Source organism: Robertmurraya korlensis NBRC 107688, assembly GCF_001591645.1.
Taxonomy (GTDB): Bacteria; Bacillota; Bacilli; order Bacillales; family Cytobacillaceae; genus Robertmurraya_A.
The window spans coordinates 745,836-765,217 of sequence record NZ_BCVH01000001.1; the positions used below are offsets into that span (position 1 = coordinate 745,836).

Annotated in this window: 23 protein-coding genes; 12 read left to right on the forward strand and 11 right to left on the reverse strand. The window is 37.8% G+C overall.

The window, feature by feature from the left end:
- The first annotated feature begins 17 nt into the window (after positions 1–17).
- From BKO01S_RS03705 to BKO01S_RS03715, 3 genes are all read left to right on the forward strand, one after another.
- A complete protein-coding gene (locus BKO01S_RS03705; protein WP_066048779.1) occupies positions 18–908 on the forward strand; it encodes a DMT family transporter in 891 nt (296 codons plus the stop codon).
- Positions 909–1,023: 115 nt separating this feature from the next.
- Complete coding sequence (locus tag BKO01S_RS03710) at positions 1,024–1,935, forward strand: ParA family protein (protein WP_066048781.1); 912 nt, start codon at positions 1,024–1,026, stop codon at positions 1,933–1,935.
- 10 nt (positions 1,936–1,945) lie between these two features.
- On the forward strand, positions 1,946–2,509 hold the full coding sequence (locus tag BKO01S_RS03715; RefSeq protein WP_066048783.1) for a hypothetical protein: 564 nt from the start codon (positions 1,946–1,948) through the stop codon (positions 2,507–2,509).
- Positions 2,510–2,555: 46 nt separating this feature from the next.
- On the opposite strand, the gene BKO01S_RS03720 is transcribed toward BKO01S_RS03715, so the two are convergent.
- From BKO01S_RS03720 to BKO01S_RS03745, 6 genes are all read right to left on the reverse strand, one after another.
- Positions 2,556–2,861, reverse strand: a complete 306-nt coding sequence (locus BKO01S_RS03720; RefSeq protein ID WP_066048786.1) for a DMT family transporter — start codon at positions 2,859–2,861, stop codon at positions 2,556–2,558.
- Positions 2,858–3,184, reverse strand: a complete 327-nt coding sequence (locus BKO01S_RS03725; RefSeq protein WP_066048789.1) for a DMT family transporter — start codon at positions 3,182–3,184, stop codon at positions 2,858–2,860. The genes BKO01S_RS03720 and BKO01S_RS03725 overlap by 4 nt, the downstream gene beginning before the upstream one ends.
- A 5-nt stretch (positions 3,185–3,189) precedes the next feature.
- A complete protein-coding gene (locus BKO01S_RS03730; RefSeq protein ID WP_066048792.1) occupies positions 3,190–3,738 on the reverse strand; it encodes a TetR/AcrR family transcriptional regulator in 549 nt (182 codons plus the stop codon).
- 113 nt (positions 3,739–3,851) lie between these two features.
- A complete protein-coding gene (locus BKO01S_RS03735) occupies positions 3,852–4,322 on the reverse strand; it encodes a hypothetical protein (RefSeq protein WP_066048795.1) in 471 nt (156 codons plus the stop codon).
- Position 4,323: 1 nt separating this feature from the next.
- A complete protein-coding gene (locus BKO01S_RS03740; RefSeq protein ID WP_066048797.1) occupies positions 4,324–5,094 on the reverse strand; it encodes an alpha/beta hydrolase in 771 nt (256 codons plus the stop codon).
- A gap of 94 nt (positions 5,095–5,188) precedes the next feature.
- On the reverse strand, positions 5,189–5,815 hold the full coding sequence (locus BKO01S_RS03745; protein WP_066048801.1) for a nitroreductase family protein: 627 nt from the start codon (positions 5,813–5,815) through the stop codon (positions 5,189–5,191).
- Positions 5,816–6,013: 198 nt separating this feature from the next.
- Between BKO01S_RS03745 and BKO01S_RS03750 the strand changes: the two genes are divergently transcribed.
- From BKO01S_RS03750 to BKO01S_RS03775, 6 genes are all read left to right on the forward strand, one after another.
- The gene (locus tag BKO01S_RS03750) at positions 6,014–6,721 is read left to right on the forward strand and encodes a DNA alkylation repair protein (RefSeq protein ID WP_066048804.1); all 708 of its coding nucleotides are present in this window, start codon (positions 6,014–6,016) and stop codon (positions 6,719–6,721) included.
- A gap of 11 nt (positions 6,722–6,732) precedes the next feature.
- Complete coding sequence (locus tag BKO01S_RS03755) at positions 6,733–7,611, forward strand: PhzF family phenazine biosynthesis protein (RefSeq protein WP_066048807.1); 879 nt, start codon at positions 6,733–6,735, stop codon at positions 7,609–7,611.
- 306 nt (positions 7,612–7,917) lie between these two features.
- Complete coding sequence (locus BKO01S_RS03760) at positions 7,918–8,553, forward strand: hypothetical protein (protein ID WP_066048810.1); 636 nt, start codon at positions 7,918–7,920, stop codon at positions 8,551–8,553.
- Positions 8,550–8,954, forward strand: a complete 405-nt coding sequence (locus BKO01S_RS03765) for a hypothetical protein (protein ID WP_066048815.1) — start codon at positions 8,550–8,552, stop codon at positions 8,952–8,954. Before BKO01S_RS03760 ends, BKO01S_RS03765 begins: the two co-directional genes overlap by 4 nt.
- Before the next feature lie 490 nt (positions 8,955–9,444).
- Positions 9,445–11,403, forward strand: a complete 1,959-nt coding sequence (locus BKO01S_RS03770; protein WP_066048818.1) for a peptidoglycan D,D-transpeptidase FtsI family protein — start codon at positions 9,445–9,447, stop codon at positions 11,401–11,403.
- A gap of 148 nt (positions 11,404–11,551) precedes the next feature.
- Positions 11,552–12,556 carry a DUF3231 family protein gene (locus tag BKO01S_RS03775; protein WP_066048821.1) on the forward strand — a complete coding sequence of 335 codons (1,005 nt, stop codon included), beginning with the start codon at positions 11,552–11,554 and terminating at the stop codon, positions 12,554–12,556.
- A 197-nt stretch (positions 12,557–12,753) separates the two neighbouring features.
- Here BKO01S_RS03775 and BKO01S_RS03780 read toward each other — a convergent pair whose 3' ends face one another.
- Complete coding sequence (locus BKO01S_RS03780; protein WP_066048824.1) at positions 12,754–13,761, reverse strand: ATP-binding protein; 1,008 nt, start codon at positions 13,759–13,761, stop codon at positions 12,754–12,756.
- 140 nt (positions 13,762–13,901) lie between these two features.
- Entirely contained in the window at positions 13,902–14,567 is a 666-nt protein-coding gene (locus tag BKO01S_RS03785) for an HAD family hydrolase (protein ID WP_066048827.1), read from the reverse strand.
- Positions 14,568–14,788: 221 nt separating this feature from the next.
- Here BKO01S_RS03785 and BKO01S_RS03790 point away from each other — a divergent pair, with 221 nt between their 5' ends.
- On the forward strand, positions 14,789–15,001 hold the full coding sequence (locus BKO01S_RS03790) for a hypothetical protein (protein WP_157077278.1): 213 nt from the start codon (positions 14,789–14,791) through the stop codon (positions 14,999–15,001).
- A 49-nt stretch (positions 15,002–15,050) separates the two neighbouring features.
- On the opposite strand, the gene BKO01S_RS24955 is transcribed toward BKO01S_RS03790, so the two are convergent.
- On the reverse strand, positions 15,051–15,185 hold the full coding sequence (locus BKO01S_RS24955; protein ID WP_269748495.1) for a hypothetical protein: 135 nt from the start codon (positions 15,183–15,185) through the stop codon (positions 15,051–15,053).
- A 155-nt stretch (positions 15,186–15,340) separates the two neighbouring features.
- Here BKO01S_RS24955 and BKO01S_RS03795 point away from each other — a divergent pair, with 155 nt between their 5' ends.
- Entirely contained in the window at positions 15,341–16,699 is a 1,359-nt protein-coding gene (locus BKO01S_RS03795; RefSeq protein ID WP_066048833.1) for an amino acid permease, read from the forward strand.
- A 35-nt stretch (positions 16,700–16,734) separates the two neighbouring features.
- On the opposite strand, the gene BKO01S_RS03800 is transcribed toward BKO01S_RS03795, so the two are convergent.
- A complete protein-coding gene (locus BKO01S_RS03800; protein ID WP_066048839.1) occupies positions 16,735–17,865 on the reverse strand; it encodes a CAP domain-containing protein in 1,131 nt (376 codons plus the stop codon).
- 187 nt (positions 17,866–18,052) lie between these two features.
- On the opposite strand from BKO01S_RS03800, the gene BKO01S_RS03805 reads away from it, so the two are divergent.
- Entirely contained in the window at positions 18,053–18,547 is a 495-nt protein-coding gene (locus tag BKO01S_RS03805) for a GNAT family N-acetyltransferase (protein ID WP_157077280.1), read from the forward strand.
- Positions 18,548–18,598: 51 nt separating this feature from the next.
- Here BKO01S_RS03805 and BKO01S_RS03810 read toward each other — a convergent pair whose 3' ends face one another.
- On the reverse strand, positions 18,599–19,351 hold the full coding sequence (locus tag BKO01S_RS03810) for a PAS domain S-box protein (protein ID WP_066048848.1): 753 nt from the start codon (positions 19,349–19,351) through the stop codon (positions 18,599–18,601).
- Positions 19,352–19,382: the final 31 nt, after the last annotated feature.

A 19,382-nucleotide genomic window follows, 5' to 3' on the forward strand; every position in this document is an offset into this window, starting at 1 on the left:
AGGAAGTGATCCAATCTATGAATCCCATTCTATACGGATGCCTTGTGATCATCACCACCTTTCTTATGGGCTCCTCTTTTACGGTGGGGAAAATTGGGCTTGACTATGTATCTCCACTCTTGTTAGTAGGTCTCCGGTTTACGATTGCAGGCATCATCATGGCATTAATCGTGATAAAGAAACCACTTCCTCGCAAAGCTCTCGACTGGGGCCGAATGATTCTAGTCGGTCTTTTTCAGACAGCTGGGGTTATGGGGTGTATTTTCCTAAGCTTGCGAACAATCACAGCTGGAGAATCATCCATCCTAACCTTTAGCAATCCGCTAATGGTAGTCCTTTTAAGCACTCTTTTCTTAGGTGCAAGATACCGACTCTTACAGTGGATTGGGGTGATTTTAGGGTTCACCGGTGTGTTCCTTACACTTGGCTTTCATCTTCAACTACAAGAGGGAACCATACTGGGGCTTGGTGCGGCCATTTCGTGGTCAATAGCTACCGTCCTAATCAAAGCCTGGAGGCAACGTTTTAATGTCTGGGTGCTAACTGCCTATCAAATGCTGTTTGGAGGAATTCTCCTTTTAATCATGGGAGTAACAATGGAAACCCCTAAACTAATCCTCCATCCAACATCCGTATTTATCATCCTCTGGTTAGCAATCATGGCATCGATCGTCCAATTTGCAGTCTGGTTTTACCTGTTAAATGAGAGCGATCCAGGCAAGACGAGTGCGTTTCTATTTTTAGCTCCGTTTTTTGGAGTGCTGTCAGGCTGGGTGTTGTTGGACGAAGTGGTGGAATGGTACGTGTACATCGGAGGCTGTTTTATTTTATTAGGAATTTTCTTTGTGAATTGGACCTTTCAGCCGAAGGAATACCCCAGTTCTCAAAATAATTACCAAGGGACTTGACCAATAAAAGGTTAGGTCTTTCTTTTTTACATGTAGAAAGATGCCTCGCATATATATGAAACTGTGAGACTTAGAACGGAACACAGGAGGCGATGGATTTGGGATAATTTCAGTTATGAATTATAAGGGTGGAGTGGGGAAAACAACCGTTACGTCAAATGTTGCAGCGGAATTAGCGAACCAGGGCAAGAAAGTGCTCCTCATTGATTTAGATCCTCAAGCCAATCTTACTCTTTCCTTTGTAAGCTTTGAAGAATGGCGAAATCTAGATCAACAGAAACGAACAATCAAGGACTGGTACGATGAATTTTTAGATCATAACACAAATGCACCCCTAAAAAATTCTATTATTACTCCTTATCAAGTGAATAACCGGCTTCATTCATTATTTAATCCCGATGGAAAAATTGATCTGATTTGTTCTCATTTAGAGTTGATTCATGTGGATATGGAGCTTTCTAGCAGGCTAGGGGGTCCGACAGACCGAGCGATTCGGGGGAATTATTTACGTGTGTTATCTCTTTTAAAAAGAAATTTGGATTCTCTTAGAGAGGAGTATGATGTGATTCTTATCGATTGTCCACCGAATTTTAATATCGTTACTCAAAACGCTATGGTGGCGAGCGATTATTACATAGTCCCTGCCAAGGCAGACTATCTATCCACTCTTGGGATTCATACTCTTATTCGACATATCCATATTTTAAAAGATAAATATAATCATCATCTTCGTCAAGGTGACGCTAACCGGTTGACTGAGATTTCTCCTGAGATGCTCGGGGTGGTTTTTACGATGATATCTACGAATGGGAAAAAGCCAATTACCATTCAACAAGAATACATGAGACAAGTGAGAAATGATTTTCATATTTTCTCCTCCTATCTACGCGAAAATAAAACACTATATGCGGATGCTCCTGAGTCAGGAATTCCAGTAGTTTTAAAAAAGGTAACAAAGCAACAAGAAGAGATTATTAAAGAGATTCAACATCTTGCAGAAGAAATACTGCAGCTGGCACATTTATAGGAGGGGGAACATGTCAAAAAAGAGAGCTGAGGCCATTATACAGGTGATGTTGGATACCTTTAAACATTTGTCAGAAGAACAGGTAGATAAATTACTTACGGGTAGCGCTAGCCTTCAATATAAGGATATATCCCCACAAAGCCATCCGTATGAAGACATTAAAGAAGACATAAATAAGACCAAGGATGTAAAAGGGGTCGAGAAGGTTTTAAAATCACACACAAAAAAATCCCTATTATCACTATGTAACTATTTTCAAATTGAGACGAAATCTAGTGATACAAAAAACATTCTATATGAAAAAATAGCCTGTCATTTTGGGAAAGAAGTCCAAACAGAGACAAATGAATTCGAACAAATTCAACATCAGCTTGAGAAAATGGAAGACGTCCAGATTGGAAAATCATTTATTACAAACCATGAGACACTCAAAACAAAGGTGAACTTAATCAAATTAGCCAGGACTTTAAATGTTTATGTAAACCCAAAACAAAAAAAAGAAGAGATCCAGTCAAGAATTGTAGAATCCATTGTTGGTGCCAGGCTAAGAGGGAAGGGAATCAGAGAAAGATAACATAAAAAGAGCTGGATCATTTAGCTGTCCAGCTCCATACTTGTTTTCATTTGTTCATGAACGACTTCATAATAAAAACGATCCCTACTAACATAAGAATGGTGAGAACTTCACCCCAAAAGACGACACCAATTAAAGCCGTTAAAGCGGTCCCAACACCGGACCAAATCGCATAGGCCAAGCTGAGTGGAATCGTTTTTAAAGACAAGGATAAAAAGTAGAATGCTAGACCGTATCCAACAGCGACGCCAAGGGAAGGGAGTAAGACGGTCATCCCATCTGACAACTTCAACAAGGAGGTAGCTACTAACTCAGAAATAATGGATATGGTTAAAAACAGATAGCCTTTCATGAATGACCACCTCCTATATTTAATAAAATAACCCCACCAATTATGAGCACCAATCCCCATAATTTTTTCATATTAAAATGTTCCTTGTAAATAAAGACTCCAACTAGTGCGGTAAGTGCGGTGCCTAATCCGGCCCAAATGGCGTAAGCAACTCCCAGAGATAAGGTCTGAAGAGAAAGGGATAAGCAATAAAACGCTAATCCATACCCAATGACTAACCCCATCGTTGGGAGGAGTTTTTTAAATCCATTGGTTGCTTTTAGCATAGAGCTACCAAACACTTCACAGACAATGGAGAAGATCAAAAGAACATAAGCATTCATAGAGGTTACTCCTTCTTTTCCGTCATCGCAAATAATTGCTGAAACACTTCATCTTGTCGCTCTTTTTCTAAGGGGGCAATGTTTAACATTTTCGAGTAGTAAAGGCCATCTAATGCCAAGCGCACAATGGTTGCTGTCACCGGATGGATGCCGTCTTTTTCTAATTTCGTAAGAATGGATTGATAACCTTTTGAAATGTCCTTAGATAAATCGGGATCTAGGTAAGAGGCAGCAAAGATCCCGACATTCAACTCTGCATTTTGCTCTAAATCCGTTTTCGATGCTTCGATTAACGCGCGAGTCCATTTCCCAGATTCCTGTGTGTCTTTTTCAGCAATTTGATCAAAATTTACATAAAGCTCCTCGAATATAAATTGGGCCAAACCTTTTATCAAACTATCTTTATTCGGGAAGTGGTATAACAATCCGCCCTTACTAATGCCTGCTTGTTTTGCCACGGCGTCTAACGTTAATGCATGAAAATCATTCTCTAGTATGATTTGTATAGCTGTTTGCAAGATCAATCGGCGTTTCTGACTCGCTTTTGATTCCATGGTTCAATCTCCTTGCTTACATTTGAATATATTTATTGTACCGTCTGGACGGTTTTATTGTCAAAGGGATATTTTTTAGACGGGAAAAACCACCAAACATTTTTGTTTGGTGGTTAATTCAAAATTTTTTCTAATATTTCTATTTTCTTCAGATCTTTATTATTGTTTTTCGTTCTCCGGTAACTGTCCTTGACAGATTGCTTATATACCAGTAAGTACTCTTCCTCTGATAATAATTTATAGCTCACATTCTGGTCTGTGATTATTTCTAATTTATTATAATGAATACGGGCGAAGGGGAGAAGATGCTCTTCAAAGGCGAAGCCAATCTCAATGTCTGACTTTTTGAATTTATGTTCATGTAAATCGATTTGCGTATAACCCAGTTTCTCCATTGTCTCCATTAAAAGAGGCCAATTTTCATCAAGAAACCTCTTAGGAACCAAAATATCTATATCTTGTGGAGAAAAGTCAATCCCAGTTACGATTTCAAGACCTAATGATCCGTACAATACAGGTACGATATTCAAGCCTTTGTTTAATTTTTTACTGACTAGAAGAAACTCTTCGTATTTCCTATTCAATCTAATTTTCCCCCATTAAATAAGAGATAAATGCGGGAACACGTTTTTTAAACGTTGTGTAGTTATGAATAGCACCGTCTAAGGTTTGGAAGATTGTCTGATTATTTTTCTCCTTTAGAATTTCATAGATTTCTAGATTTGATTGTAAAAATTGCTTGCTTAACACCTCATTATTCACAGCTTCATTTGTTCCACAATCTAAATATATTTTTTCCAGTCTAGCAAGATCGGATGCTTGTACAAGCTTTCTTAGTTCTTCTTGATTTCGATAGAAAGCAGAAGACAATCCAGCAACTCTCGTAAAGATGTGGGGATACGCGCAAGCTGTATAGACAGTAATCAAGGCTCCAAGCGAAATCCCAGCCATATAGGTTTGATTGTCTATGGTTCGGAAATTGGTATCAATGTAAGGCTTCAGAGTTTCAACGATAAAGTCTACATACTGTTTCCCTTTGCCACCAGATGGACTTTTTACACCCAATAACTTTTCACTAAAGTCACCATTGGTCCAAGGGCAATATTCATTTATTCGCTCGTCTCCAGTGGTATTTTGATCAATAGCTACAACAATCAGTTCCATTTTTTCTTGTTCCAAATAGGTATGTAAATCAAGGGAAACGCCACCTATCGCCTCGTCATTTCCAAAGACATTCTGGCCATCGTGCATATAAAGAACGGGATATCTCTTCGTTGTCTCAGCATAATTAGAAGGTAAGTACAAACGTATTTTTCTTTCCTGGCCAAATAAGGGGAGTGTAACTATTTTTATCATGAACCACATAATCCTTTTCTGATTTTCTTATATTTTACTAAAAGAAAGATAAAAAGACACCAAAACCTTTTGATCAGGTTTGGTGTCTCTGTGATTACTTCCAAGTAGTAACGGTCTCCACTGGCAAACGATAAGAAGGGCGACCTTCCACGGCTGCTTTTCCGATTGAAATAAGCATTACTGGAACATAGCGCTCTTTATCTAAACCGAATGCTTCCGCAATCAATTCTCTATCGAATCCACCGATTGGGTTTGTATCGTATCCGTGTGCACGGGCAACGAGCATAATTTGCATGGACACAAGGCTCGCATCAATCAAAACCAATTCTTTCATGGACTGGTCTGGCATGTTTTTGTAAAGAGGAGCGTACATAGACAAAAGCTTCTCTTTGACATCTTCCGGCATAAATCCATGTTCCACTTGTTTTCCGTAAATTTCTTCTGCATACTCAATACTATTCATATCCCCGAATACGGCGATTACTGCAGCAGAAGTTGTTACTTGTGAGGAATTAAACTGTGCAAGCTTCAACATTTGTTCTTTTCCCTCAGGAGTATCAACTACCACAAATCTCCATGGTTGCATATTGATTGAAGATGGTGCTGTAGTTGCTGCTGTTAAAATTTCTGTCATTTCTTCACGGCTTATCTTTACGTTAGGGTCATAGGTTTTCACAGAACGGCGGCCGTGTAAAATTTCCTTAAAATCCGTATGTTTCATGATGTGATCACTTTCCTTTTTTGTTTAGTATTCCAAAAACTCCGACGAGTATCATTTTCGTTAGAATTTAACTAGTAATTAATATAATACAAATATAGTTTGAACTCAAGATATATGCTTAAAGAGAGGATTCCATCATTTCATGTGGAAATAAGTATTATCTATAATGTGTAATGACAAATTAGAGGAGTTGAAAAGATGACATATGAGGAAATTATGGGTCAGCTGAGTAAATTAGGCTCGGAACAAACAAAGAAAATCTATATGAATCATGGAGTAAAAGAGCCGTATTTTGGGGTGAAAATCGGCGATTTAAAAAAGCTTGTGAAATACGTGAAAAAAGATCAGGAGTTGGCCCTACAGTTATATGATTCCGGAAACCATGACGCGATGTATTTAGCCGGGCTTTCCATCAATCCCAAGCTGCTCTCAAAGGAAACCTTACAAGAGTGGGTAAAAAAGGCGTACTGGTATTTGATTGCAGAATATACGGTTGCAGGTGTAACAGCCGAAAGCAATTTCGCACTTGAGCTAGCAAGAGAATGGATGCATTCTGAGGATGAAATGGTCGCAGTCTGTGGATGGAGTACGTATTCGAATTATCTATCCATTACGCCAGATGATATTCTAGATATTACTGAGATTAAAGAACTATTACTTCAAGTGAAAATGACGATTCATTCCGAGAAAAATCGAGTTCGTTATGTTATGAATGGATTTGTTATTTCTGTAGGTACGTATGTTCCTGAATTAACAGAGGAAGCGAAAAATGTCGCCAGATACATTGGGAAAGTGCATGTTAATGTTGGAAATACAGCATGCAAGGTACCTGTAGCTCTCGATTATATAGAAAAAGTCGAGTCGAAGAATAGGGTTGGAATGAAGCGGAAGACGTGTATTTGCTAAGGAGGGAATGTATGAAAAAGAACATTTTTGTGGTATCTGCTTTTACGAAAAATGGAACCGGGGGCAATCTGGCTGGAGTTGGGTTGGACTCTTGTAATCTGTCGGAAAGTGATAGGTTATTTATTGCGAGGGAGTTGGGTTTTTCAGAAACAGCGTTTATTATCCCTTCCCATAACGTTCATTATGAAGTAAGGTATTATACTCCTGAATCAGAAGTGGATCTATGTGGACATGCAACCATTGCAACATTCTCTTGTCTTGCTCAAAAAATCTCACTTGAACCAGGAACTTATTCCATTAAAACCAGAGCTGGAATTTTACAGGTATTGATTGAAGAAGACAAGAAGGTATATTTACAACAAACAGAACCAAGATACTTAGACATAGTGGATTCAGAGGAAATCATTGATTCCTTGATGATTAGTAAAGACTCTCTGATGTCTGAACTACCCATTCAAATCGTTTCCACTGGTCTAAAGGATATTATGATTCCCATAAGAAATTACAAGGACTTACAATCTATTCAACCAGATTTTGAAAAAATAAAACAGGTTAGTAGAAAATACGATACAGTCGGTTATCACTTATTTACATTGGAACCGGTCCACCAGGAAGCAATTGCTCACTGCAGAAACTTTGCTCCACTCTATGGGATTAAAGAGGAAAGTGCTACAGGAACCTCTAATGCCGCCTTGGCAGCGTATCTATTTCAGTACAAAAAGATAAAACCAAATGAGAGAAACCTAAAGTTTGAGCAGGGATATGGAATGGGTGAACCTTCAGAGATTTTAGTAAGACTAGATACTAACAAAGACTCCATCACAAACATAATGGTTGGCGGATATGCAAGCATTATCGAGGAAAGGGAGGTAGACCTACATAAGAGCTAATGAAGGATTATCGTTACCAGTGCCGTTGGCTACTGGTTTTTTTGTTATAAAAATGTAAAGATGTCCTTCTATCTTGACAATGATAATCATTTTCAATTATCATATGTATAATCAATGGTAATGATAATCATTTTCATTTATAACTTTATCCTATAACCGGGAGGGAACAGTGCATTATGACAATCCTCACGTGTAAATGGTGCGGTTTTACAGAAAACCTAGTAGAAACAAGTGACCACATGGAGCCTTGTCCATGTTGTGGTTTATTTGAAGAGGAGTTAGAAACCTAAAAAGGAGGACTTCTTTATGACCAAACGCCTTTTAGAGTCGTTTATTCAAAGTCCATACCATGTAAATGATTCAAATGCTAAGCCCTGTTGGAAGCATGAGATTCAACTTATGATTAATCAGGTCGTTCGGCATTATTTTCAACTGCCTAGAAAAATACAAAATTCTATTAGCATTATGAAACTGATTGATACATATCGAAAGGACTTACATATAGAAGTGTTTGATTCTGTCACTCATTACTGTGTGGTTATGGCAAAGATTACCGACCATTTACTCTCATTCCTGACAAATGAGTCTACACAAGTGCCACAGCTCTATTTTTACCATTGCCAAGAAAGGGTATTAGAGGTTAAGGAGTATTCAATTTCCATAAATATAGAGTTGACAGAATATTCGATTAAATCATATAGTATGAAGAAATATTTATTAATGGCAGATGAGCATCTCATTAAACATTTTCAATTATTGATAACCGTTTATTCGGTAGATGCTTTTGGAAAATTGCCTGACAAGGTACTCATAATCACTTTGCTCGATGCCAAGGTGTATGAATACTCACCGACGATAGAGGATGTTATTCTTGGTCAACAGTATATGAAGGATTTGAGGAAAACAAAAATAAAACATAAAAGCTGGGAGAGAAGATCATGAAACCAACACCTAATATTGCAGTGAAAACATTTGACCATCAAGTGGATTGCTTCTGCCCAGATGCAGAGCATAGTGAGGTAGTCACTATCCATAAAGGCGACATTATCGAAATTAGTCCAGAACGGAAATACACGGTGATCAACGGGTGGTATGCGCTTGTAGTCATCAATCAACGCTGTTCGTTTTACATGGCTGTAGAGGATCTAGAGTGGTACTTTTTAAAAGAACAGATTGCCTCCATGTTAGATGTTGACCTACAGATGAACTATTATCATTTCAAAATTAACCAAGCCCTTGATGAAGGTGACGAAGTATCCTTCATGAACTTTACAGAGAAAATGAACGAATCAAATGAACTAAAGGAAAAGCTGGATATGTATTTGCGAAATGTAGCTGTTTAAAAGGTAGGTTTCAAAGTCCTTCATTCAATGGGTGGAGGGCTTTGCTATTAATTGAGTGATAATGACTATTTTTAGTCTGTATGGCTATTAAAAAAGGACGTATGTTTAATGGAAACCACTTTCATCGATATATTCCCAGCTAACGGTCTTCATATGGGTTATGAAGACCATTTCTCAAAGAAAATGCCTAGCTAACGACTTTCATACAGGCATTGAAGGTCATTTCAACAAAGATATTCTAAGCTAATGACGTTCATCACGGCGATGAAGTTCATTTCACCTAGAATATACTAAGCTAATGACGTTCATCAAATAGAAAAATCATCCCCCAAAAAAATCCTATTAACGAAACTCCAACCATCCACCCAAACCTTCACGCTCTAGTAAAAATTTCGTCATATTTTGTTCATAAGTTCACGATATTCTATTTGTATCACTGATAAATTGGGATAAGATTTCCTTTTAATGAAAGGAGTATTTACAAGCTGTTATGAGGGAGAAGAGGAAAAATAAGATACTCTTTGCTCGGATGAATATTCTCTTTTTTATTGTCTTCTTACTGTTTTCGACTTTGATTATTCGACTGGGAAACATACAAATAGTCCAGGGAGAGGAATACGCGAAGGAAAGTGAAAAGACGACGACCACCGTATATTCCTGGACAACTCCTCGCGGGAAAATTTATGACCGAGACGGAAATGTTTTGGTGGAAAATGAAGCTATTTTTACTTTAACGTACATCAATCCTTCGAACGAACACAGCCAGCAAGAACGGCTTGAGTTGGCACGAAAGATTGCAGAGTTAATTGAGGTAAGCATCGAAAATGTAAAAGAACGAGACAAAAAGGATTATTGGATATTTACTAGAAAAGAAGAAGCGTACGCAAAGGTGACTGCAGAAGAACAAGCAAACCTGGATGACACGCAAGAATATCAACTGATTTTAGAGAGAATTACAGAGGAAGAGTTAGCAACCATTACCGAAGAGGAAATGGAAGTCCTTGCAATCAAAAGAGAAATGGACGTTAATAGTTCTTCATTCAAACGTATTAAGATGGGGTTAACGACAGAAGAAATGGCGATAATTAATGAGCGTCTAGAAGAACTTCCTGGTTTCGAGGTAAAAGTGGACTCCACCCGAAAATATGTGTTAGGAAATACACTTCGTCAGCTTTTCGGTAATGTGGGTCAAATTCCAGAAGAAGCAGCCGCTACGTATAAAAGTAACGGGTACCAATTAAGTGACCTTGTTGGTACAAGCTTTATTGAGCAACAATACGAGTCCTGGCTTCGGGGTACGAAGGAAACGCAAACCTATGTTCAAGATAAGACGGGCAACCTCATAGAAGGTGAGGTGATACCAGGGGAATCTGGAAAAGATTTAATTCTCACGATTGACTTAGCTCTTCAACAAGAAACAGAGAAGATCATCGAGGAAGAGTTAAAGAAGGACACTGGTGTTAGTGAAGCCTATGCGGTGGTAACTAATCCTGAAACAGGTGAGATCTTAGCGATTGCTGGAAAAAGGGAAGAAAATGGCACGATATCCGATGAAACTTACGGTGCTTTATACAATGCCTATGCGATGGGTTCGGCTGTTAAAGGAGCAACCGTACTAACCGGTTATGAAACAGGTGTGATAACACCAGGAGATACTTTCCTTGATAGTCCGATAAAAATTGCCGGAACTCCAACGAAAAAGTCTTACGCGAATATGGGTACCATTAATGATCTAACAGCGCTCGAGCGTTCCTCGAATGTGTATATGTTTCATATCGCTATGGAAATAGGAAACTATGATTATACGAAAAAAGAAGGCTTTACTAATCCAGAAGAAGCGTATGCGACGATGAGAAAGTATTTTAATCAATTTGGCCTTGGAGTGGAAACGGAAATTGACCTTCCAAGTGAAGCAACAGGTTACAATGGGGGAGTCCAGCAGTTAGGAAACTTAATGGACTTTGCCATTGGCCAATTTGATACGTACACACCACTTCAGCTTGCTCAATACGTTTCTACCATTGCCAATGATGGAAAACGAGTGCAGCCTCACTTAATGAAGGAGGTTCGCGAGCCTGATCATGAAAGTGGAGAGTCAGGTGAAGTGCTTGAAGAGTTTGAAACGAATGTGTTAAACAAGGTGGATATGGAATTATCCAATATTGAACGCGTTCAGCAAGGATTCCGACGAGTGATGATCGGCTCAAAGGGTACAGCCGCCTCTTATTTTAAAGGAGTTACGTATAATCCAGCTGGAAAAACAGGTACGGCACAGGTATCTGATGGAAAGGGTGGTTACAACTATAACCTAACATTAGTAGGCTATGCGCCATATGATAACCCTGAAATTGCCATCTCCATCGTTGTACCAAATGCAGAGAGTGATACCAGTGGAATTAATAAGTATATCGGAAAGAGAATACTTGATTTCTATTTTGAAAATAAATAAGCCAGCATCCACTAGGGTACTGGTTTTTTTGTATAAATTCATAACAAAAAATATAATTTATAAATATGCTCATTGTAGTGAAAAATTTGTTCACAAGAAAATTCATAACAACCACTCGTTCGGAAAATAATACCTAAGAGGTGATAAAATGGATAAGAATAACTTAAAACTGACATCTTCAGAAATAGGATCACTTTGGGGAGTCCATATCAACGGAACCATGGCAGATACGGTAAATAGGTATATGGTCTCTATTGTTGAAGACGATCAAATAAGAGTTCTATTTGAAGAAGCAATTAATATATTCGAAAAACAGAAAAAACAAATTGTCAGTTTTATGCAGAACGAAGGGTTTCCAGTTCCTATTGGTTTTAATGAAACCGACCTTTTTAAAGGGAAACCAAGATTGTTTACGGATATATTTTGCCTAAACTATTTACATATTATGACTTTACATGGTCTACTAGGACACACGACTTCATTAGCTGTCTCTGTTAGAAAAGACTTAAGGGATTTTTACGATTCATGTGATAACGATGCGAAGAAGATGTATCATAAGACGATCGAGTTATTACTTGAGAAAGGAAACTTTCAAAGAGACCCTTTATTTTATCCAGCTAAAAACCCTGAGTATATTTCCAGTCGAGATTTTACCGATGGATTTTTCGGAAAAGGTAGAAGATTAGCAGCGACAGAAATCATTAGTATCTCCTTTAACATTAAAAAAAGTATCATGGCTAAAACACTATCTATTGCGTTTAGTCAAGTTGCTCAAACAAAAGAAACAAGGGAATTCTTAACAGATTCTGAAAATGCAGCTAATCAACAAATAAAAACCTTTGCAAAAATCATGCAAGCGGATAATTTGCCTGTACCGAGATCTTGGGAAACAGAGGTTACCACATCAACAGAATCTCCTTTTTCCGATAAGTTAATGCTATATCACATGGGATTTTTATTTCAAGCAGCACAACACTATCATGGCGCGGGGCTAGCATCAGCCATGAGAACCGACCTTGTAGCCGCATACGAAGGTACTATTTTAAAAAATCTTATGGTTACAAAAAAATGGTTTAATTTGATGGTAGAAAATAAATGGTTAGAGCAACCTCCTCTTGCTCCTAATAGAAAAGAAATTACAGAGGAAGTTTAGGAATATAATTTCTTAGGAACAAACCGAAGATGAAGCCTTCGATGTCTTCTACAAGGCTGGAAATAAGGAAGCTATTATTCAGTTGGTCGAGGATGTATTACACCCCTATGGTGGACCATTATTCGAAGGGTTTTCTTTAGGGAAGGAGTATAAATGACATAGAAAAAAAGCTTACTCCATTCAAGGGAAGTAAGCTTTTATATTGGCAAACGAATGGAAAAGCAGGTGCCTTTTCGGAGTTGACTTTCGACCTCTATGCTACCTCCATGCTGATGGATGGTATTAAATACTTGTACCAATCCCATACCTGTTCCTTCATCCTTAGTGGAATAAAAAGGGGTACCTAATTTATTTAAATCGTTTGTTGGAATTCCTTTACCCGTATCAGTTATTTTCACCAGTACGTATGTATCAATTACTCTCTGTTCAATTAGAATGTTTCCACTTTCCTCAATCGCTTCAAAGGCATTTTTGATAAGATTAAAGAAAGCTTTCATTAGAATGTTTCGTTTTCCTTGAATGGTTTGATCTGTATGAATAAAGGTTGTTTCTACTTTTACACGGTAGAATTGATCTTGAAATAGTAAAAGTAAACTCTCTAATTCATGGCAAAGATTCAGATCCAGTTTTGCAATCTGGAGCATATTGGTAAGGGTGTTTAATGCGTTATCAAGCTTAGTATCCATAATATCAAGATAAGGGTGAGGGAGATCTTGTCTCAGTAGCTGAATAAATCCTTTAACAGCCGTTAGTGGATTTTTGATTTCATGGGCAATTCCGGTTGAGAATTCCCCAATAGCTGATAGTTTTTCAGCGTGAAGAAGGCGTTTTTCTGTTTCTTTCCGTCGACTAATATCTCGTACAATTAATAGTGCGAATATATTTCCTTGATAAGAGTGGGGGGCAGCCATGACTTCAATATCAATAATGGTTCCATCTTTTCTAATCATTTTCTGCTCCATGACTTCTGCTATCATGAATTCTTCTCTGACTCTTTTTAATCGGGTTTTACAAACCTTGTAAAAATCAGGATGTAAAAATTGTTGGAACTCTCTATGTAATACCTCAGAAAGATGATCAAATCCCAGTAATTGCAATACCGTTTTATTTGCATAAATAATCTCGTTTTCTTTTAACACAAAAATTGCATTTAAAGAGTGATCAATTAAGGATTCAAAATCTAATTTGTATGATAATTCTTTCATGTTCCTACTCCTGAACGGTTTATACCTATAATTTTAATATGCGATCCCCCCTTTGTCACCATTTTTGTAAATAAAATGTAATAATCTTTACAATATTAAAAATAAGTCAGCTTCTTGTAAGAAACTGACTTATTTCCTTGTTAAATGCCATTCTTTTTTCCTAAATGCTTTAGTAGATCGTCAAAGGAAAGTTCAGACATTGATGTGAGTCGATGAACATGACCTTTAAAGTCCAAGTATTGTGTCACTGGGTTAGGGACAATGACACAGTGAAGTCCTGCGCCAACAGCTGCAGTTAGTCCGTTTAATGAATCTTCAAAACAAAGAGCTTCGTTTGCCTCCACTCCAAGGTCCTTAAGTGCCTTTAGATACAGTTCCGGATCGGGTTTCACCTTTTTCACGTCATCGGAGGTTTTAATCACTTGAAAATAATCAAGAATCTTAAATCTTTCTAGATAATCAACGACCCATTTTCTACTCGAGCTAGAGGCGAGGCCTATTTTTAGCCCATGCTGTTTTGCTGCCTGAAGATAATCTAACACTCCCTCGCGAAGAGTAAATTGATCTTTTCTTTTTTGGTATAGATCATTCGTTCGTTCTTGTACTATCTCACGATCAATTGGTTTAGTAGAAAGGGTGTTCAATTCATCGTACAGGCCACCACCTGTTGTTCCTATGTACTTTGCAAAGTTTTCGAGCTTTAAGTCACACCCATAATCAAGCATGACCTCTTTTGTTACGTCATACCAGACAGACTCTGTATCCACAATTAATCCATCAAAATCAAAGATAATCGCCTTATACATAATTTCCTCCATTTAATAATAGGTTATAATACATTATATACATATTCGTATGTGAAAGAAACCTATTACTAAATGAATACCCGTTTGATAACACACAAACTGATTTATGTTTTCGAAAATGGGATACCCTATCTACTAAAAGATGGTTTGGGGTGTACATTATGACAGCTTAAAAAGAATCCTTTCAATTTCGAATGGAAAACGGCTCAGGGATGGTTGAGGTGGAGGGGGAGGTAAATGGCCGGTTTCGGATTCCTGGTCAAGATGATATGAAATTAAGAGCCGTTCTAGCTCTCTTACATTCGGTGGATCAAGAAAATTTTAAAAAGGTAAACGAAGTGGATCTCTTTCTTGAATTAGTGGAACAAATAGAAGGAACTATTGAGAATATGAAAAGGTTTGACTTTTTTCAGGGTGAAAGGCTAGAAAAATAAATGTAAAAAAAGCCAAAATCTCGAAAAGATTTTGGCCTTTTCATTTCATTTATTTGGTTTCCTTAGGATCAGGTAAATCAATTGCTTCTTTTTGTTGGTCATTGGTAAGAGAATGTTTTTCATCCGTACGGGTTTCCCAAATACTATATTTAATGTCATTTGCGCTTTGTTTTTGATCGGACATTCTACAAACACCTCCTTTTTATAGATTTTTACAAATAGGAAATATTATACAAAAATAATAATAAAAGAATATTGCCAATTTTCTTTCGTATGGAAATGTACGGATTGATTGTATATTCTGATAAGATAAACTGTTTTTGAAGGGTGGAGTAATTTGTGGGGAAACATCACGAAAGTGAGAAATTACAGCGCGGCTTAGACAACAGACACATACAGCTAATCGCGTTAGGAGGGGCCATTGGAGTTGGCTTATTCTATGGATCGAGTGCTACTATTCAAATGGCTGGTCCTTCGATTCTTCTTTCCTATTTAATCGGAGGAATCGTCATTTTTACGATCATGAGAGCCTTAGGAGAAATGGCGGTCGATGAGCCTATTTCCGGATCCTTTAGTTCATATGCTCATCGATATTTAGGACCTTTTGCGGGCTACCTAACCGGATGGACGTATTGGTTTATGTGGGTGGTTGTCGGAATGGCCGAAATCACGGTCATCGGCGTTTATGTCAATTACTGGTTTCCAGATATCCCTCAGTGGGTGACGGCGCTTGCTACGTTAATTGTCGTTACTGTAATTAACCTGATGAATGTAAAAGCATTTGGAGAGTTTGAATTCTGGTTAGCACTTATTAAAGTAGTGGCTATAATAGGTATGATTTTAGTCGGTTTAGGCATCATTTTATTTGGGTTTGGAAATGGTGGACAACCTATGGGTCTAGACAATCTCTGGGCTCACGGCGGTTTTATGCCGAATGGAAAAGAGGGGATCTTACTATCATTGGTTTTGGTTATGTTCTCTTTTGGCGGAGTAGAACTAGTAGGGATTACAGCAGGTGAAGCGAAGGATCCACGCAAGTCGATTCCGTCGGCGATTAACAATGTTGTTTGGAGAATTTTAATTTTTTATATTGGTGCTTTAGCAATTATGATGATTTTATATCCTTGGAATGAAGTCGGTTCAAATGGCAGTCCATTTGTTTTAATTTTTGACAAAATTGGCATTCCAGGCGCAGCCCATATTATTAATTTTGTCGTCTTAACAGCGGCTTTGTCTGCTTTTAATAGTGGAATGTTCAGCACAGGTAGAATGCTCTACAATTTATCACTTCAAAATAACGCACCTAAATACTTTGGCCGGTTGAATAAACATCAAACACCAAGACGTGGAATTTTATTCTCAGCTTCATTTTTATTAGTTGCTGTGTTTCTTAATTATATTGTTCCAGAGAAAGTGTTTATGTTTATCTCTTCTGTTGCGACAGTAGCCGTCATTACGAGTTGGACGATTATTCTTCTAACACAAATAAAGTTTAGACAATCGAAAACAAAGGAAGAAGTGGGAAAATTGGCGTTTAAAATGCCTCTTCATCCACTCTCAAACTATGTGGCTCTGGCATTCTTAGCGTTTGTTATCGTATTAATGGCTTTCATGGACGGCATGAGAGAAGCATTATACGTGGCACCTGTATGGTTTCTCATCCTTTATATAGGATATCGATTGAAAACAAAGAAATAACAACAAAGCGGCCTCTACTTTAGAGACCGCTTTGTTTAATTGGCATAATAATTTTGTGTGTAGTAGGGCTGATTTTCCTCATTAAATGCCACTCCAACACCTAGGTACTCAAAACCAGATTTAATGATATTTTTCCGGTGGCCTAAGGAGTTCATTAATCCTTCATGCGCAAAAATACTGCTAAACTGACCATATGCCAAATTTTCTCCAGCCAACGTATACGTTATTCCGTCTTCTTCCATCCGGTCAAAAGGAGACTCTCCTCGAAGATTCGTATGATCAAAGTAATTATTTACGGCCATGTCCGAGCTATGCTTGCGTGCCGTCTGCATCACATGCTCATCCCATGTGACCACTTGGAGTCCATGATTCACTCTTGTTGCATTGACTAAATCAAACATTTGTAACTCAAAGCCTTCTTTTAATGATTCACTAGGCTCTGAATAGATGGATTTCTTCTTGTTTTCTACATCCTCAGTCAAAATTTGAATAGCCGTTACAGTATTTTCTTCATGCACATCATAAAATATCGTTACAAATGTGTCATCTAGTTCATACAAGTCATAATCACTGTCTTCTTCAAGCTGGTAAAACACTAGTCCTTTTTGCAATCGTGACAATGGTTGCCCCAAAGTATCGCGAACCGTCTGTTTGGGACTGTTTAACTTAATACCGTTTGTGGATGAAATCAAGTCTTGATTGGTATATAAGCCAATCACCTGTTGATTGTCATTGTACATGACCTTAACAAAGTTTTGGTAATCCTCATGATACGTATGCCACTCGGTTCCATATTCATTCATCTCGGAGCGCTTGGGAGCCCCTAGCATATTTTCTATGTCTGTTTTTGATTCACCAAGTTCAATATTATAGATGGAAAAAACTTGATTGGTGGGTGATTCGAGATTAGGAGAAGGTATCTCTTTTTTAGAAGATGCCTGGCCCTCCGCTAGTTCCTCCACTTTTTCTTCAAGGATGCCTATGCTACCAGCGATACCTATATATAAGTCGTTCAAAAGCTCTGATAACTCTTTATTATCTAAAAGAGAATCTATGTTTATTTTCAAATCGTCGGCTATAGCTCCGACTCCAAGTTCTTTTCCGTAAGAGTTCCATAAATAATTCAACCCAAACAATAATAAGACTAAGAGAAAAAGTCGTCTCAAATTTTCTCCTCACTTTCTAACAATGATCCCTGTTTCCATTATAGCTAGAAGATTCATTGCTCATACGTTTTTGGTTCCTAGTTATATGATAAACGATACAGCTTTCTTCGTGTTAGTAAAACGAACCACCAGAAAAGTGGAAAAATTTGTTGTATTATAAAAAGGAACCATGAAGGAGGGAAACCGTATGAGTGATTTGCAAATAAGAGTTGCCACCACTGATGATAGTGAACAAATTCAGAGTTTATTAATAACCCTTGCGCATTGGATGAAGGACGAAAACATCAATCAATGGAGATTTTTATTAGAGGGAGAAGACGACGAGCTCAAACAGTGGATCTCCAAAGGACTAACGTATATCGTTGAAAAAGATGGAACATTTATTGCTACATTCACCCTTTTACCAGAGGCAGGAGAATGGGATCAACATATTTGGGGAGACGATCTTCCTGAGAATACTGTCTATTTGCATCGCCTCGCCATTACCCCAGACTTTATGAGACATGGGATTGGCGGGAAAATTATGGAGTGGCTTTCTACAATAGAAAAAGAGATTGTCAGATTGGATTGTGTGGCGGACAATGCAAAGTTGAACCAGTTTTACCAAAGAAATGGGTTTGAATTCATAGGAAGAACAGAGGACCATTGCAAATATCAAAAAAACATAAGGAACGGGAGTTGAATTGAAGGAAACGAAAAAAGACCAAAAAATGAATCCCGGTCTTTTTCTTAGTTATCTTACATGGAAATATTCAATTGCGTCTTTTACGGTGGCCATTGTGTGCGTAGCTGATAAGTTAAATCCTAGTTCAACTGTCAGACGAGCCAATTCGGGTCTCAGTCCAGTAATAACAGTGCGTACACCCAAAAGTGACATGACATGGACGATTTTAAAAAGTGTATCAGCAACTAGTGAATCTAAATAAAAGGTTCCAGAAAAGTCGATAATAAGACATTCAACCTGTTGTTTTTGCACCTTTATAGGTATGTTATCAAGAAGCTGACTTGCTCGGTCCTCATCAATTGATCCGACTAGGGGAAGCACCGATATTCTATTTGAGAAAGGAACAAGGGTGGCAGAAAGTTCGTTAATTTGTTTCTGCATTTGTTTTTGTTTCTTTTCAGTTTCTTTTCTCGCTGTTATATCCCATACGATGGATTGAATGGCTTTTCTCTCTCCGATTGGGGCAGGATGACAATATAAATCAATATCTACCGTTGTTCCATCCATTCGATAGACGGTTTCTTCAATGACTGGCATGGGTGTATCGTAGGCGGATTGAATTCTTTTTTCAATGGCTGCTTTTGAGAAGTCTTGGAAAATATCTAAGGGGCTAAGTCCTATGGCCTCTTCTTTGGTTGTTCTAAAAAACACTTCTGCTGCACGGTTGATATAAATGATTTTTAAATCCGTATGAATAATAACAGGATCCAGCGAATACTCAACAATCTGGCAGTAATTCATTTTTGAAAGTTCTTCACTCACGATGTTCACTCCCTTGTCATTAAGGGTAAAG

Coding starts and splice junctions, on each gene's coding strand:
- BKO01S_RS03715 (WP_066048783.1), top strand. CDS start 1,946: ATGTCAAAAAAGAGAGCTGAGGCCATTATACAGGTGATGTTGGATACC.
- BKO01S_RS24955 (WP_269748495.1), bottom strand. CDS start 15,185: ATGTCCGATCAAAAACAAAGCGCAAATGACATTAAATATAGTATTTGG.
- BKO01S_RS03710 (WP_066048781.1), top strand. CDS start 1,024: ATGAATTATAAGGGTGGAGTGGGGAAAACAACCGTTACGTCAAATGTT.
- BKO01S_RS03805 (WP_157077280.1), top strand. CDS start 18,053: ATGAGTGATTTGCAAATAAGAGTTGCCACCACTGATGATAGTGAACAA.
- BKO01S_RS03725 (WP_066048789.1), bottom strand. CDS start 3,184: ATGAATGCTTATGTTCTTTTGATCTTCTCCATTGTCTGTGAAGTGTTT.
- BKO01S_RS03770 (WP_066048818.1), top strand. CDS start 9,445: ATGAGGGAGAAGAGGAAAAATAAGATACTCTTTGCTCGGATGAATATT.
- BKO01S_RS03760 (WP_066048810.1), top strand. CDS start 7,918: ATGACCAAACGCCTTTTAGAGTCGTTTATTCAAAGTCCATACCATGTA.
- BKO01S_RS03785 (WP_066048827.1), bottom strand. CDS start 14,567: ATGTATAAGGCGATTATCTTTGATTTTGATGGATTAATTGTGGATACA.
- BKO01S_RS03755 (WP_066048807.1), top strand. CDS start 6,733: ATGAAAAAGAACATTTTTGTGGTATCTGCTTTTACGAAAAATGGAACC.
- BKO01S_RS03765 (WP_066048815.1), top strand. CDS start 8,550: ATGAAACCAACACCTAATATTGCAGTGAAAACATTTGACCATCAAGTG.
- BKO01S_RS03745 (WP_066048801.1), bottom strand. CDS start 5,815: ATGAAACATACGGATTTTAAGGAAATTTTACACGGCCGCCGTTCTGTG.
- BKO01S_RS03750 (WP_066048804.1), top strand. CDS start 6,014: ATGACATATGAGGAAATTATGGGTCAGCTGAGTAAATTAGGCTCGGAA.
- BKO01S_RS03730 (WP_066048792.1), bottom strand. CDS start 3,738: ATGGAATCAAAAGCGAGTCAGAAACGCCGATTGATCTTGCAAACAGCT.
- BKO01S_RS03720 (WP_066048786.1), bottom strand. CDS start 2,861: ATGAAAGGCTATCTGTTTTTAACCATATCCATTATTTCTGAGTTAGTA.
- BKO01S_RS03780 (WP_066048824.1), bottom strand. CDS start 13,761: ATGAAAGAATTATCATACAAATTAGATTTTGAATCCTTAATTGATCAC.
- BKO01S_RS03705 (WP_066048779.1), top strand. CDS start 18: ATGAATCCCATTCTATACGGATGCCTTGTGATCATCACCACCTTTCTT.
- BKO01S_RS03740 (WP_066048797.1), bottom strand. CDS start 5,094: ATGATAAAAATAGTTACACTCCCCTTATTTGGCCAGGAAAGAAAAATA.
- BKO01S_RS03775 (WP_066048821.1), top strand. CDS start 11,552: ATGGATAAGAATAACTTAAAACTGACATCTTCAGAAATAGGATCACTT.